The organism is Sorangium sp. So ce296 (assembly GCF_051529605.1).
Lineage (GTDB): Bacteria > Myxococcota_A > Polyangia > Polyangiales > Polyangiaceae > Sorangium > Sorangium cellulosum_D.
This window is the reverse complement of sequence record NZ_CP150325.1, coordinates 10,954,072-10,968,188: the sequence shown is the minus strand read 5'-3', so window position 1 is coordinate 10,968,188 and position 14,117 is coordinate 10,954,072. Positions and strand designations below refer to the sequence as shown.

17 protein-coding genes are annotated in these 14,117 nt (G+C 65.9%); 7 read left to right on the top strand and 10 right to left on the bottom strand.

Going from position 1 to position 14,117, the window contains the following annotated elements:
- Positions 1–12: 12 nt before the first annotated feature.
- Positions 13–489 carry an SRPBCC domain-containing protein gene (locus WME98_RS40665; protein ID WP_437947045.1) on the bottom strand — a complete coding sequence of 159 codons (477 nt, stop codon included), beginning with the start codon at positions 487–489 and terminating at the stop codon, positions 13–15.
- 196 nt (positions 490–685) lie between these two features.
- On the opposite strand from WME98_RS40665, the gene WME98_RS40660 reads away from it, so the two are divergent.
- Positions 686–1,009: a helix-turn-helix domain-containing protein gene (locus tag WME98_RS40660; protein ID WP_020735210.1), complete on the top strand. Its 324-nt coding sequence runs from the start codon at positions 686–688 to the stop codon at positions 1,007–1,009.
- A 431-nt stretch (positions 1,010–1,440) separates the two neighbouring features.
- Entirely contained in the window at positions 1,441–2,532 is a 1,092-nt protein-coding gene (locus tag WME98_RS40655) for an IS1 family transposase (protein WP_437947044.1), read from the top strand.
- A gap of 11 nt (positions 2,533–2,543) precedes the next feature.
- Here the strand turns inward: WME98_RS40655 and WME98_RS40650 are convergent, their stop codons facing one another.
- Positions 2,544–3,155 carry a hypothetical protein gene (locus WME98_RS40650; RefSeq protein ID WP_437947043.1) on the bottom strand — a complete coding sequence of 204 codons (612 nt, stop codon included), beginning with the start codon at positions 3,153–3,155 and terminating at the stop codon, positions 2,544–2,546.
- Between the two features lie 867 nt (positions 3,156–4,022).
- On the opposite strand from WME98_RS40650, the gene WME98_RS40645 reads away from it, so the two are divergent.
- The 3 genes from WME98_RS40645 to WME98_RS40635 all read left to right on the top strand — a co-directional run bounded on the left by WME98_RS40645 (position 4,023) and on the right by WME98_RS40635 (position 5,391).
- Complete coding sequence (locus tag WME98_RS40645) at positions 4,023–4,322, top strand: hypothetical protein (protein WP_437947042.1); 300 nt, start codon at positions 4,023–4,025, stop codon at positions 4,320–4,322.
- 92 nt (positions 4,323–4,414) lie between these two features.
- Complete coding sequence (locus tag WME98_RS40640) at positions 4,415–4,669, top strand: hypothetical protein (RefSeq protein WP_437947041.1); 255 nt, start codon at positions 4,415–4,417, stop codon at positions 4,667–4,669.
- Between the two features lie 209 nt (positions 4,670–4,878).
- Positions 4,879–5,391 (top strand): hypothetical protein, encoded by a 513-nt coding sequence (locus WME98_RS40635; RefSeq protein WP_437947040.1) that lies wholly within the window; start codon positions 4,879–4,881, stop codon positions 5,389–5,391.
- Between the two features lie 677 nt (positions 5,392–6,068).
- Here WME98_RS40635 and WME98_RS40630 read toward each other — a convergent pair.
- The 3 genes from WME98_RS40630 to WME98_RS40620 all read right to left on the bottom strand — a co-directional run bounded on the left by WME98_RS40630 (position 6,069) and on the right by WME98_RS40620 (position 7,341).
- Positions 6,069–6,443, bottom strand: a complete 375-nt coding sequence (locus tag WME98_RS40630; RefSeq protein ID WP_437947039.1) for a hypothetical protein — start codon at positions 6,441–6,443, stop codon at positions 6,069–6,071.
- A complete protein-coding gene (locus WME98_RS40625) occupies positions 6,440–6,859 on the bottom strand; it encodes an RNA polymerase sigma factor (RefSeq protein WP_437947038.1) in 420 nt (139 codons plus the stop codon). Before WME98_RS40625 ends, WME98_RS40630 begins: the two co-directional genes overlap by 4 nt.
- A 137-nt stretch (positions 6,860–6,996) precedes the next feature.
- Positions 6,997–7,341 (bottom strand): transcriptional regulator, encoded by a 345-nt coding sequence (locus WME98_RS40620; RefSeq protein ID WP_437947037.1) that lies wholly within the window; start codon positions 7,339–7,341, stop codon positions 6,997–6,999.
- A gap of 435 nt (positions 7,342–7,776) precedes the next feature.
- On the opposite strand from WME98_RS40620, the gene WME98_RS40615 reads away from it, so the two are divergent.
- Positions 7,777–8,400: a hypothetical protein gene (locus WME98_RS40615; RefSeq protein WP_437947036.1), complete on the top strand. Its 624-nt coding sequence runs from the start codon at positions 7,777–7,779 to the stop codon at positions 8,398–8,400.
- 459 nt (positions 8,401–8,859) lie between these two features.
- On the opposite strand, the gene WME98_RS40610 is transcribed toward WME98_RS40615, so the two are convergent.
- The 4 genes from WME98_RS40610 to WME98_RS40595 form a co-directional block, all read right to left on the bottom strand.
- Complete coding sequence (locus tag WME98_RS40610) at positions 8,860–9,219, bottom strand: hypothetical protein (RefSeq protein WP_437947035.1); 360 nt, start codon at positions 9,217–9,219, stop codon at positions 8,860–8,862.
- 68 nt (positions 9,220–9,287) lie between these two features.
- Positions 9,288–9,686 (bottom strand): hypothetical protein, encoded by a 399-nt coding sequence (locus WME98_RS40605; protein WP_437947034.1) that lies wholly within the window; start codon positions 9,684–9,686, stop codon positions 9,288–9,290.
- Between the two features lie 23 nt (positions 9,687–9,709).
- Complete coding sequence (locus tag WME98_RS40600; protein ID WP_437947033.1) at positions 9,710–10,864, bottom strand: hypothetical protein; 1,155 nt, start codon at positions 10,862–10,864, stop codon at positions 9,710–9,712.
- Positions 10,865–11,191: 327 nt separating this feature from the next.
- Positions 11,192–12,295 carry an IS1 family transposase gene (locus tag WME98_RS40595; protein WP_437947032.1) on the bottom strand — a complete coding sequence of 368 codons (1,104 nt, stop codon included), beginning with the start codon at positions 12,293–12,295 and terminating at the stop codon, positions 11,192–11,194.
- A gap of 454 nt (positions 12,296–12,749) precedes the next feature.
- Between WME98_RS40595 and WME98_RS40590 the strand changes: the two genes are divergently transcribed.
- The gene (locus WME98_RS40590; protein WP_437947031.1) at positions 12,750–13,544 is read left to right on the top strand and encodes an OB-fold protein; all 795 of its coding nucleotides are present in this window, start codon (positions 12,750–12,752) and stop codon (positions 13,542–13,544) included.
- 147 nt (positions 13,545–13,691) lie between these two features.
- Here the strand turns inward: WME98_RS40590 and WME98_RS40585 are convergent, their stop codons facing one another.
- A complete protein-coding gene (locus WME98_RS40585; protein WP_437947030.1) occupies positions 13,692–13,964 on the bottom strand; it encodes a hypothetical protein in 273 nt (90 codons plus the stop codon).
- Positions 13,965–14,117: the final 153 nt, after the last annotated feature.

Here is a 14,117-nt window from a genome sequence, read left to right as displayed (position 1 = left end):
CGGGCGCCCCGCTCAGAATGAGCCCTCGCGCAGGTTGATGCCGTGCTCGAGGTACGCCTTCAGGCAGCAGGCCATGTGCATCCACCCCTGACAGTTGCCGTAGGAGGCCTGCAATCCCTGCTCGGTCTGCTTCCAGCCCGACTCGGCGATCCGGACCATCGTCGAGCTCGGGCCCAGGGCCTCGAAGTGCATCTCGACCCGCGTGTTGTAGGGGAGCTCGTTCACCGGCTTCCCGTCGTCGCCGGGCTCGCCGGCCGCCCACTCGAAGGCGATGAGCTTGTCGGCGATGACCTGCTTGACGTAGACCGGGAACGGCTTGCCGCCGTCGAAATCGGCGAAGCTCCACATCACGGTCTTTCCTTCGTCGAGCGGGCCGCTCGCGCCGCCCGTCGTGAAATACCCGCTGAGCTTCTTCGGGTTGTAGACCGCATCGAAGACCTCGTGGACGGGCTTCTGAACCTTCGTCTGCACCTGAAACTTGAGCTCCATGACGCCTCCTTGTCGCGGCGCTGCCTCGGCCGCGGACCGCGCGCGATGCGCGGGTGCACCGGCGCGCGGGCGCACGGGTACACCGGCGCACCCGCGCCCGAACACCTCGGCGCGCGGACGCACCGGTGCGCCGCCCGTACGGACCCAGCTTCGCGCGGCGATTGACCGCCCCCCCATCATGTTATATTCTTATAACATGTCAAGCGCGGACCCGGACGACCTCGTCTTCAAGGCGCTGGCCGACGGGCGGCGGCGAGAGATCCTGGACCTGCTCAAGGACGGGCCGAAGACGACGGGCGAGCTCTGCGCTCATTTCGCCGACTGGGATCGCTGCACGGTGATGCAGCACCTCGGCGTGCTGGAGAAGGCCGAGCTGGTGATCGTCAAGCGCGAGGGGCGCCACCGCTGGAACTACCTGAACGTGCTCCCCGTCAAGCGGATCCACGACCGGTGGATCAGCCGCTACGCGTCCGCCGCGGTCGACCTGCTCGACCGGCTGAAGCGGGATCTGGAGACGTGACGCGGGGACCCGGCGCGCGCGGCATCGGGCGGCCGCTCGGCGTGGGGCAGGCCGTTCAGGGGCGCAAACGTTACAGCATCACCGGAATCGATCCATGCGACGGTGCGCCTGAAGCCTCCGGGTTGAATTTCAATTCTCCCCGGGGCTCCCGGCAGCCTCCGGGTTGAATTTCAATTCTCTGGGGACGCTCCGGGCAGGTAATGGTCAAGGTGCTGCCCACGTTGACCAATGGTCGGACAGGAGATGTCCTAGCCGGTGTGCGACCGCAACAGCGGTCGATCGCGAAATCGGCTAAAATGAAGGCCTACCAAGCAAAAGCGCCATGCTCGGCTGGAACCCGAGCACGGCGCCAGAGCACCGAGCGGTAGGCCCGCCCGTCGCCCCACAACGCCGAGCATGGGCCATGCCGTCGAGAAAGGCAAGGCCCGGCCATGTCTCGGCTGTCGGCGGAGGCACGCGCGCGCGTTGTCTCCCAGCTCGTCGAAGGCTGCTCCATCGCCTCCACGTGTAGGCTGACCGGAGTCAGCAAACCGACCGTGCTCGCTCTGCTGCTCCGCGTCGGAGCCGGATGCGAACGGCTGCACAATCGCCTCGTTCGCGGCGTCGCATGTCACGTTGCGCAGTGCGACGAGATCTGGTCCTTTGTGCAGAAGAAGCAGTCTCGTGTGACGGACTCCGATCCTGCGGAGTTCGGCGATGCGTACACCTTCGTTGCGCTGGCGAGCGCGTCGAAGCTCATCATCAGCTATCGCGTCGGCAAGCGCGACGACGAGAACACGCGCGCCTTCATCGCCGATCTGCGCGCGAGGCTGACCACCGTCCCGCAGCTCTACACGGACGGCTGGCAGCCGTATCCATCGGCGATCGGCGCCTCGTTCGCGGGCGGCGCCGACTACGCGGTCGTCCACAAAAACTACAGCCGGAAGGCGCGCCGCGACGACGATCACCGCTACGAGCCCCCGCGCGACCCGTTCATCACGCGCATCCCGGTCTACGGTGTGCCGGACGTGGAGCGCGCCAGTACGAGCCACGTCGAGCGCCAGAACTGGACGATGCGGATGCACATCCGCCGGTTTACGCGGCTGTGTAACGGCTTCTCGCGGAAGCTCGCGAACCACCGCGCCGCGGTCGCGCTACACGTCGCCTGGTACAACCTCTGCCGGATCCACGAGTCGATCCGCTGCACGCCAGCGATGGAGGCGGGCATCACGCGGCACGTCTGGTCCATCCCGGAGCTCGTCGAGGCCGCCCTGGCGGAGCCCGATACCGAGCCGCCGACCCCGCAGCCGCTCAGGCTACGGGAGCCGCCCGCCGGAGCGCCCACGGCGCCCGCCAGGGCCCTGCCGAACGGGAGGGGGTTCCTTCGGCTCGTCGGCGCCGCGCCGTCGGCCCCCGTGGCGCCGCAGCCGCCTCCCGTGGCGTCCGTCGCGGTTCAGCCGGAGCCGGAGCCCCCGCCGTCAGAGCCGCCGCCGGGGCCGGGGCCGAGGCGGATGAAGCAGCTCAGTTTGTTCGATGATGATTGAGGCCATGGTGGCTACGGCTTGCGAATACGACGGCGCGCTGGCGGAGCAGACGCACTCGCCGCCGCCGTCGCGCTGCTTGTAGGAATGGGAGCCTCCAGCGCAGCAGCGGCTTTGATTGCCGGAGCGCCGATCCCAGCAGAAGCGGAAGCGAGCGGTCGCGGGCCGGAGGCGGCAGGACTGGGCCCGCACGCCGACGGAAGCAAGTAGGCAGCAACTGCGCCTGCGACCACCGTGCTTACGGTGGCCAGCGTGGACTTCAAGTGCTCCTCAAACAGAAACCTTGCGATTCCTGGCTTGTTCTGCGGCTCGGGAGACACGCTCTTGACTACGTCTGCCACTGTGCTGTCAGTGAACGCACCGGATGCCGTGACGCCACCGGGGACTGCGACGCGGCTCACCGCGTTGGCCATCGCTACCGCGTCTTGTGACCTTAATCTCTGCCCAGAGATTTCTCCATCCTTATTGAGGAGGAACGATGCCCCCGCCTCACCAGAGGCAGACTTCGCCCTCTCCAACTGCTGCCCGAGATGCAAAATGCAGACGATGGCGATCTGCGAATCGTCCGACAGTTCGGCAAGCGATGCTTTCATCGTTTGCCACTGCATGTCCTCTGTGACATCCATCAGGTCGACTTGGACGCGCCTGCACCATTGAACTATTTCTGCGTTACTGGGAACCTGGTCCTTGGTCGGCTCGTGTCCACTGCTGGGAACGTCAGCCCCCATTTGGCACCTGATACACAACCTGCACATTCTCCGGACACACTCTCACGTCGGCATCGGCGACTGTGTCGTACACAACGTCAGGCACATCCTGAACCGATTTGAATGTGCGCAGCGTGCGTCCGTTCGGCGTCTCCACGCGTAGCTCTGGAACGAGAAGACCGTGCCTCACCATTCTTATGAGAATCTGCGCAAGCAGCGGCAACGATGGTGGCCGTAGTATGTTGTATAAGCGCTCTGCGGAGTATACATTGCCAGGCTGGGCACGGTCCAGGAACGCTCGGAGACGCTCAATCACCTCCGGCTCTGATGGCAGGTTACCTATTATATCGCTCAATTGAGCCGAAGACATATTCATAGTCCCGCCTTTCGAGCAGACGGATGCAACGCCGTTCGTTGCAAACGGATGCCATCACCGCAGCGACCCCATGAGGTCAGCAGTCGACTGAACGCCAGCGCAGGTGACGAACCATGTTGCGGCATGGAATTGCCGTATTTTAGCCGTTTCGCGTGGCGCGCGTCAATGCGTGCATGGCCCGTGCGATGCGCCGACGCAGCGCGCCAGCATGGGGTCGACATGCGGAGCCTGAGCGCCGTGGTGGATGGGCCCCGCTATCGCTGCGCGGCGTACGCCGCGCAGCGTCTCGGCGTGTCGGCATAGGTCGCTGCCGCGCCCGGCGCACGCGCAACGCACCATATCCTACCATTTGCAAAACAAATGTCTTGCAACGTCTTGCGCGCGCAAGACGTTGTGGTCATGTTCTCCGCATGACGACGACGGCGAACGAGACGATCATCCCGGCCATCGCGAAGGCGTTCCGCACCTCGTTCACGTTCAAGAACGGCCGCTTCGCGGCGCCGGTGGACGGGGAGACGATCGTCGTCCGTCGTGCCCACGGGACGACTGCGGCCATTGGGATCCTCAGCCCGGCGAGCCGCAGCGCCGAGATCCGCATGCTCGTCCTCATCGCGGAGGCACTCCGCGCGGCCGGCTTCTCGCCCGACCGCGGCCCTTGGGAGGTCACCGTCCGCTGGGACACGTGCGCCGCGCCGAAGAGGGCGGCGTGACCGCCCGCGCGGCGGAGCGCCGCACGACGCACGTCTCGCAACGTCGTGCGACGGTCGTGCATCCGGCTGGCGCGGGCGCTATGAAGCCCCGCATGGACATCGACGACGGCGAGATCAGGCTCACGGAGAACGTCACGATCCGACTCTCGAAGGAAGAGCGCGCCGGGCTGAAATGGCTCGCGAAGCAGCGTGCCGTCGCACTCCGAGCGCAGGGCATCGAGGCGCGCGCGACCGAGGGCACCGCGTTCCGGGAGCTCCTCAACCGGGAGCTACGCGCGAAGGGCTGGGATCCGGCGCAGCACATGCCGCCCGAGCCGCCCGCGAAGTCGGGGAAGAAGCGCGACTGATGCGCCGCCGATGCCACCGGACGTAAAACCCAGGGTGGGGGATGCCGCGGTTCTGGCCGCTCGCCGATCCGATCGTCGAGCCTCCGGCCTACCCGGCGACGAGAGCGCAAGTGGATAGAATCCTATCCGTCGTGTCGTATCTCCAATCAATCTACGGGATGTCGTTTCGCCTTGCCTGCGCCGATGTAGGTTTGTACAATCGCGGACGGATGACGAACGACAACGGAGTGGACGCCCCCGACGAGGTGCTCTCCCAGATCGAAGCCTGGTGGCGGCAGGGCGCTGAGTTCCGATCGAAGCTCTTGGCCGAGAAGAGCTTCCTCCAGAAGAGGATCCGCGAGATCGACGCCGCGCTCGCCATGATCCCGGAACCGCCGGGTCAAAATCCAGTGACGCCGGACGAAGACGCCCCGGACGATGAGGAGCAACGCGGCGATGCGCGAGACCAGCAGCAGCCGCGCCTGCCGATGGCCGCCAGCGCCTTCAGGAAGCTGAGTATGCCTCAGATGGTGCGGGCCATCGTCATGGACCACCCGGAGGGGATCAGGGCGCCGCAGGTCGTGGACACGGTTCGGCTTGTGATGCCGAAGGTAGACCCCGCGCTGGTCCACTCGGGACTGTACCGAGCGCTGGACAGCGGCGAGATCAAGGCGGAGGGTTCCCGCGGAACCCGCGTCTACTACCCCGGAGAGCCCTCAGCGGAGGACGTAGCGGACGAGTAGGCCCACACAAAGACTTCGGGCCGAAGGGGGCGTTCCCAGCGCCCCCAACGGCCCTGCGGCCGGTCTTAGCAACCGGCTTGCGCGGCACCGACCGGCCCCGAGCGGGACAGGCATAGCGCCTCCACACAGTCGCTATCCTACCCGCTCGAAGGGTGCTGCGCAAGCATCTTCAGCGACCTTCGCGTCGTAGCGGGAGAGGTGTGCCATGCGATCAAGCGATCGCGTCTCTAGAGCGTGAACGGGTGCGCCGGTCGTAGTTGCGGCTCGATGCGCCGTCGCACCCGGGCAGTGGATTCCGCGACTTGGCGGTCAGGCACCGCCGAGGCAAGCCGTGAGTCTCGCTCTCATGAGGACGCCATCATATGGCCAACGACGAGCCCCGTCCGGGGTACAGGTTCATCTACGTCTCCAGCTATTGGAACTGGGGACTGAAGCGTCGGGTGTACGCGTACGAGTTCGGCTATCGGGCCATTCGACTGGAGGTGAGGATCGACGGTCCTCGACGCCAGGCGCCTGACAGGCAGCCGGGCACTCAGCGTGCTGCGCCAGCAGCGCCTACCCCGCGGAGGAGGACCAGCAAGACGCCGCGCCGGTAACATACCGATCGCGGATCACACAGCCCGGTCGGCCTGTGGCCGACCGGGCCTTTTTATGGTGGGAGCAGCCGGTCTGCCGATCTACCCGCCGTCCTCGGCCATCTGCGCCATGACGGCGATCTCGCGCAGGACTTCGCCGGGCGTGCGCCCCTCGTTCTGGGCGATGGTCTCGATTGCCTGCTCCAGGGACTTGCAGCACTCCCGGAGTCCGCGCACGACGCGGGGCGGGAGGTCGATGGACGTGGGCCGTGGGTCCGGCCACCTCGGCGGCCGTCGCGGCGGCCACCAGGAGTAGATGGCGTCCGGAGGCCAGGCGTCGTCGCCGAGGCGATGTGGCTCGTAGCCGCGCTCCCGCAGGTAGCGCTCCACGTCGCCAGGCGAGACGCGCCGGGTGACGGGCCGCCCTGGGAACGTGACGGCCATGCGGTGCTTCGGGTCGCGGATGTTGAAGTTCATCGGCGCCACCTCCTGAGCCTGAGGGCCAGCATGGCGCGGGCGATGCGGAGCCTCGACGCTGCGGTGCCCTGGCTCATCCCGCGCTGCGCTGCGTACGCGGAGAGCGTCTCCGGCGCGTCGACGGTCAGGAGGATCTCCTGATGGCGAGGCTCCAGCCGCTCGATCGCCCTGAGCAGGTCGCGCGCCTCCACCTGCGCGTCGAGGCTCGGGCCGACCACCCCGCGAAGCAGACCGAGCGGCTCCGCGTGGAGGATGGCGCGGCGCACGTACGCGCTCTCGAAGTACTTCGACGCTTGCCTCCAGCTGATGCCGCGAAGCCAGGCGCGGAGGGCCACGCGCGGTTCGACCCGGGGGTCAGGCCGGTACTTGCCGCGCCGGACCGCCTTCCAGGCGGCGAGGAAGACCTCTGCCTCCACGTCGGCTCGGTCCCGAGCGGGAACGCCGCGCAGAGTCGCGCGGACGATGCCGCGTTCGGCGAGGAGCGCCTCGATGGGCAGGCGCTTCCGGCGATGTCGTGCGGCAGGCGGGCTCTTCGCCCCCTTCCGCGGGCGGCTCATCCGCTCCTCCCGCACGCGGCGCACGTGCCCGCCTCGACGAGACCGGGCGACAGGATGCGCTCCACGGTCGTCTCAGCGACGCGAGCGGCCAGCAGGACGAGCGCGGGCGAGCCTCGGCCGATGCCGCAGGCGACGCCGGCCAGCGTCCGCGTGTGGACGCCGCCCATCGCGGCTGAGACGGCGCGCCAGCTGCCCAGGCGGGCCTTCAGCCCGCGCAGGGCGGCGCGGAGCCGCCTGGTCTCGTCGGGGGTCAGGGACAGGGATCGGCTTCGATGGTACGAGCGGCGTGTAGGTACACGTCCGCCTTGCCCGGATTCGGGCAGCGGGAGTACAAGTTGCATCGTCGGACCTCGTTGACGCGGGGTTCGGCCACGCAGCCCGGGGTGTTGACGCACCCGCGGGCTGCACTTGCTTGAGGCCGAACCTACGGGCCCGATCTGAGGTCCGCTATCGCAAACTGCTCACTTTGACCAATCGACTGGCACCTTGACCATTACCTCCGGGCAGCCTCCGGGTTGAATTTCAATTCTCCGGGGACGCTCCGGGCAGTCTCCGGGCTGAATTTCATTTCTCCCCGGCAGTTCCCGGCAGGTAGTGTCCGGGATAGGCCCTCTCCCAGATCGAGTGTCCGGAACCTAAAAATGCAGTGTCCGGAATGCTGATATCTGTTGTGACCTCGTGATCGGTCCGTAGGCTTCCGCCGGAAGTAGTGCGGGGCGCGACGCCTGCCAGCGTCCGCCCCGCGTGGCCGACACCGCTTGCACGGAGCCGACAGCATGCAGCCTACCGATCCGCGCGGATCGGGCCAAGGGACCGGTGCGCCCAAGCGCCCACCGAGGAACCCCGGGACCCGTCCGACCACCGCCCCGCCGCACCTCGATCGCCACACCAAGGACGCCGTCGGGCGCGCCCTCATGCACGGGGTCGCCCGTGTCGAGGCGTACCTGCGCCGCCGCGGTCTGCCCTCCGGCGACGTCGAGGACTTCGCCTTCGAGTGCGCCTGCCTCACGTACCGCAACATCGCCGATGGTTCCCTCGCCCTCTGCGCGGATCCTGCCGAACGCGAAGGGCAGATCGGCGGGTACATGCGGACGATGGCGTGGCGCATGGTGAGCAACCGCAAGCGCTTCAAGGACGTCTTCCGGCGCCACGACCGCGAGGGCGGGGAGACGCTGCTCGAGGCGCGCACGTACGAGGTGGAGCCCGCGCTCGAGCTTGCCTCGGAGATCCGCGCGGAACCCCCGAAGGCCCAGCGTTTCCTGCTCGCGATGCTCGGGGTCGGCGGCGCGCTCCGCTTCGCCCACGAGGCAGCCGTCGACGCAGGCATGCACAGGCGCGCCGGCAAATGGGCCTTGCAGCGCTGCCGGGCGCGCGCGGCGAAGCGCCTCGCTACCGTCTGACCTACCAGCACTCGACGGCCGCCCGGCGTGCGCCCCTGGAACCGGGACAAGCTCTGGGCCGCCGTGCTCGACGCCCTCATCGAGGCCAGAACCAAGACCGAGCACGGCGGCCCAGCGGGCCCTCGGCGCGATCCTGGCGCTCGACGCCCTGATCCAGCTGTACGTCCGACCCGACGAGTAGGCGCTCGCCCGGCGAAGTCCTCGCCGACATCGCAGCCAGCAAGGGCCCGGAGCGTCGCCGCCGATCGGGGCGGCTCTGGCGGACCTGGGATTGAGCCGATACGCGAGAACGCTGCCCTGAAGCGAATGGCGAAAGCCGGCGAGTAGGCGGCCCCCCGAAGGCGCATGTAACCCAGCTTCCCGTCACCAGTGCCAGCTGAGCGTTACAGCCGGATTGAAAGGCTCTTCAGTCGCGAGCAGCCGGGACAGCCGCCATGGGCGCATGCGCTGACTCCACGATCATTTTCCACTCTGGAGCAGCGCGGCCACAATTGCGCCCAACGCCGCTATAAATGCAACAACCAGAGGGACGACCCAGAGTGTTACTCTTGAATCCTTCGCTCCGCCAGACTTTAGCTCGGCAGAAGCCGGTCCAGAGCCAACAGTAACACCTTCAACCTCTGACCCGTCCCCGGCGCGGATCTTCGAGCTACCAGACTCGACCCTGACGGTCCGCACCTTTGACTTGCCAGTTGCATCTATATCTGACTCTACACGGCGCTCCCGTTCGCGGCCGCCTCCGTTGTCGTCTGCCACGTTGCCACCCATAGTTAGTACGTTGATGTTGGCGGCCGAGCCACGCTCTGCGACCGCGATCACGCTGCCGCAATTAACAAACTTTTGAAGTGTGACCCGCGAAACAGCGCGGCGAGAGGCGTTGCGATGGATTACGCTTTTTTTTTGAGATTGGCGCCACTGTTCCCCCGGGTTTCGCGGTCCAGTCTCATGAGCCACTCGTCGTTGGCTCTTATATGCAAGTATATAAATGCACCATCGTCCTCAAGACCTGCGCCGCAGTACGGACAAGACGTGGCCGTATACGTTGACAGCTCCTCCGGTGGCCCCTCCCAAAGTTGGTGCCCGTTGGGGCAATGCAGTTCAGCGAGAACGCGCACCTTGCCAGTGGTCGCAAGGACGCGGATGGCATCCAGCACGTCTTCCTGACTGCCTATCCTTGCGTCAACAAACTGCTCTGGCCAAAATACTCGCGCGTGGGACGAGAGGTACTCCGCACGGATCTCCTCCTCGATGTCGATCGCGATTGCATTGGGAGACCTACTGTTCATGGTGCCCCTCGTCTGCTACACGACTACACGACGCCGATCTCATGGCATAGTTCGGAGACCACGTGGCTCATGCACAGCCGGCTCGCCTTCTGGCGAAAGGTTATGCGCGGATGTGCTGCCTTGAACATAAACTCCAGCTCAGTGTGCTCGCGATATCCATCCGGATGGACATGCGTCATATTGTACCAGAGTAAGCTTTTGGGGGACTTGTCGATCGAGTGAGTTGCTAATACGCTACTGTCTAACGCTTGCCTGCGCGGTCCACTGAAGTCTCCCCAGAGCTGTACCTCTCCGGCCTGACCATGCTTAGGCCGCGCCTTCGCAGACGTGTTCTCCAGGCTCAGTCTGACAGCGAGGCTGTCGATCTGACGCTCCGTGAACCCTATGGAGGTCATGTGGTCTCGACGGTACCCGGAGCGCGCCGTTCGCGCCGTTGGCATCTGTTGACCGGTACACCATTCTATGAATGTAACGAGAGCAGTCTGAGCGTCCGTTTGATACGCGTACACTTCGGCGATGCGATACTTCTTCGAGAAATCGATATGCAGTTCTACGTCGGTGGTCCTGTCGGTCGACTGCCGCTGATCCTCGAATGTGAACCCGAGCGGTTTCACCAGCCGAACCCTAGCATCGAATGACGCTTTGGTCATCCGGACCTGATACACTCGGTCTTTGCCTTTCGAGCGGTCGGACTGTTTGACCGTCACCCACTGTCCAGGCTTTAGTCGGCGGCCATCGACTTTGTTACTCTCCCAGTCGTCAAATAGTCGGTGCTGGCCGCCTACGCGATAATCTAAAGCTTGCTCGACAGTCGCACCACGGAGAAACGGAAGATCCCAAAGCAGCACTGAGCGCGACCCGCGAAAGCACCAGATGGAAGATAGGTGCTCGGACGTGCCCTTCTTATAGCGATCGATGGCATCAAGGACCTCCAACTTCGATGCCAGGCTGTCTGAGCGAGCCTTCTTGAACAGAAGGTCCATGTCGTCGCTGCTGTAGAATGGATACAGCGACTCCAGGAGGTGCTCCAGGTGGGTGGAGGGTATGAGCTCGGTCGCCATCTCGAGTCCGACATGTTCCAGCTGCCCTGGAAGCCGCAGAATGGCATCCAGGCAGACCGGTGCACAATAAGCACCACGATCGAACCCGCGCGACCGCCGCGCGTCAACGGAAAGCATGACGGCTTCCGCGTCTGGTCCGGTCGGTCTGCTGCGCACTGACGTCTCGTGATGCATAAATACCTGGAGTTATTGATGATTCTTCCGACGTCGCCCAGGTGTGTCGGTGGCCGAGAAATTTGGCCTTGACCAAGTTCAACTTTGATGCATCTGGGATCGCAGCGCTAGGAAGATGTGGCGCAAATCGCGCAGCCTGAAGGGTGCTGGACGGCGTCCATTCCAGCGACAGTCGCAGCGAACTGAGCGGCGCCCAGTCCGCCGCGTCCGTGTTGGCACGATACGTGCGCGGCATCATCGATGCCGGAGATTGACGAAAGCAGACGGGCCTCATTCGTCCATACTGAACAAGCTCAGCTGCACCATCCTGCGCGGCCCCGGTGCAGGCGGCGGCTCTGATGGTGGCGGAGGCTCCGGCTCCGACGGCACGGCGACGGGCGCCAAGGGCGGCGGTTGCGAAGCAGCGGGCGCTGTCGATGCGGATCCGCCCGAGACGAGCCGGAGCCAGCCGCGGCCATCCGGGAGCTCGCGAGCGGGCGCAGACGCTTCACCGGGGCGCGGCTCCAGCTTGAGCGGCTGCGCGACTGGCGGCGCCGTCTCCTCCTCGGCAAGGGCGGCCGCGACGAGCTCAGCGAGGGTCCAGGGGCGCTCGGCGAGCCCCGCCGCGACGGCAGGCGTGGTGCCGAGCGTGCCGTGCACGCGGGCCCAGTTGTACGAAGCGATCCCCAGACCGATCGCGGCGCGGTGCCCGCGAATCGTCTTGCTGAACGCCAAGCACAGGCGGCGCGTCCGGCCAACCGTGTGCCGAGTCTGTAGGTTGAAGCGCTCGACAAACGACGTCGAGAGAAGTTCGTCCTTGGGTACACCGAAGACGGGTGTCTTAGTAACGAAGATATCGCGACTTGGCTCGTACCGGTGATCAGGCGACCGCTGCGGCCCGCCGCGGTAATTTTTGACGCATTGGCCGTAGTCCGCCGACCCGCGGAAGTTTGCGAACATCGCCTCGATGTACGGCTGCCAGCCGTCGCTCGTGACGTGCGGAACGACCGTGAGGCGAGAGCGGAGGTCCTTGATGAACACCTCAGTGTTCTCGCCGTCGCGCTTGCCGACGTGGAACGAGATCGCCAGCTTCGTGTTCGCGTCCAGCGCGACGTAGAGGTAGGCGTCGCCATGCTCGGCGGGGTCCTTCGCGGTCACGCGAGCCTGCTTTTTCTGCACATACCCCCACATCTCGTCCATCTGGACCACATGCGCCGCAAGGTTGCGCACCTTGCGGTTGTGGAACCGGATGCAGCCCTCACCGAGACGCAGCGCCAAGGCCATCACGGTGCCCTTGTCGACGTCGACCATGCGTGCGACGGCGCGGATCGAGTTGCCTTCTACGAGAGCGGACGCGATGCGGACGCGCATCTCCTGCGGGAGCGGTGCGGGCATGACGGGCCTTGCCTCTCCCCCTGGGTCGGCCCATGATGCGGCTGCGACGCGCGCTCTGTGGGCCACCACAGGGTGTGTTTGCAGCCCGCCCGTAGTGACCAGCTACGGGCGGGCGCTTTCGTTAAGGCCCTTAGTCTACCACTTGAGATGTCGTCGGCCTGCTCTTGATGGGTCCGGTCGGACAGCGGATGTCCTAGCCAGCGTGCGCGTTTACAGCCTATTTGACGGCTCTCTTGCGCCGTCGGTCGCCAGCGCCAACGGGCAGCGCGGCGACCGAGGCGGGGCAAGATGGCGGCGCGGAGTGGGCGGGCGTAACGAGGCCGCGGCACGTGCGGAGCTGCGCCACCCGGTGGCCACGGCGGGCGTGGGCGCAGGCAGCTTGCGCGGCGACCTGGCGTGCGCGTAGCCTCCGCGGCGGAGGTGTCGGATGGTCAGGTGTATGGGGGTCGCTGCGATGCTGCTGCTCGCGGTGGGATGCAAGGGGCAGGAGCGTGACGGCGAGGCGCGACCGGCGGCGGAGGCGCCTGCCGCTGCGGCACCGGCCGCAACGACGGCGACGCCAGCGGCAGCGGCGAAGCAGGAGGAGCCAGCGCCGCGGGAGGCGGCGATCGACGTCGACGTCAAGAAGCTCCTCGGCGAGTACCACGACAATGAGGTGCGAGCCGACTCGGCCTTCAAGGGCAAGCTCGTGCAAACGTCGGGCGTCGTCGGCGATGTCAAGAAGGACATCACGGGCAGCGTCTACGTGACTGTTGGCACCGGTGCGATGTTGGAGATCCCAGTGGTCCAGTGCTTCATCGCCGACGGGGAGGCTGGCGCCGCAGCTGCGCTGTCGAAGGGGCAGAAAGTCACGGTGCGCGGCCGCGTAGGTGGCCTCATGATGAACGTGCTGGTCAGAGACTGCGAAATCAACCCGATGATGAAGCTCTGCAAGCGCCTCGTGTCCGCGACCGGCGGGACCTGCAAGACCAGCGAGAAACCTGGAGACCCTGTTGTGTTCGAGATCGGCTCCGACGCAAACAACGGCGCAGGCGGAATCGTCGCGTGCGCGAGCCCGACTACCGACAAATCCGCGACGGAGGTGTACGAAACCAAGGCGTCCAAGTTCGCCGGTGACCCGTCGAACACGTTCGTTGGCTCCAAGCGCGCGGGGTGCTTCTCTGTGCTCTTCCAGATGGAAAAGGGGAAGCCGCGTCCGGTGGACGATGGCCTTAAGGCCAAGGCGCAGGCATTCTTCGATACGCTCTAGCGCACATCCGTGCGCTGTGGGCGTGGCTCATGCACCGGATCGACCCACAGGACGAGGACGAGCCGGTCACGCGGAACTGAGCACTGCGAGGCGCCGATTGCGTCGGAAGCGCGCGCTGCAACACGCGGGAGTTCCTGGCCAGGATCGTCAGCGGCCGACGCGAAAATCCTGCGGCATCAGCAGGATGAGCTGAACCCCATGGATCCCCCATTCCTTTGCGGATGCCCTGATCGCGTCGACGCCATTGACGCGCAGCGGGACGTCCCGATCGCCATTCTGGATGGAGGCAGCGACGGTCGGCCACATGTTCGCTTCGGTCGGCAGGTTGACGAAGTACTGCCCGCGTCCGCGGTCCAAAAACTGAGCCTCGCCCACATTCTCCCATTCGCCATCGGCGCGCCGCTTGATCTCGATCCTCATCCGTCGACGTTACCACGCAGACGTGACGCGTCGACGCACTCGTGCGGGTCGCGCGCCGCTTCAAGCCGAGCCGCCCGCGGGTGCCCCCGTCGCTTCAGTAGAACGGGGTGTCCGGAATGCGTCGGGCAGGGTGTCCGGAACGCGGATGGTGCC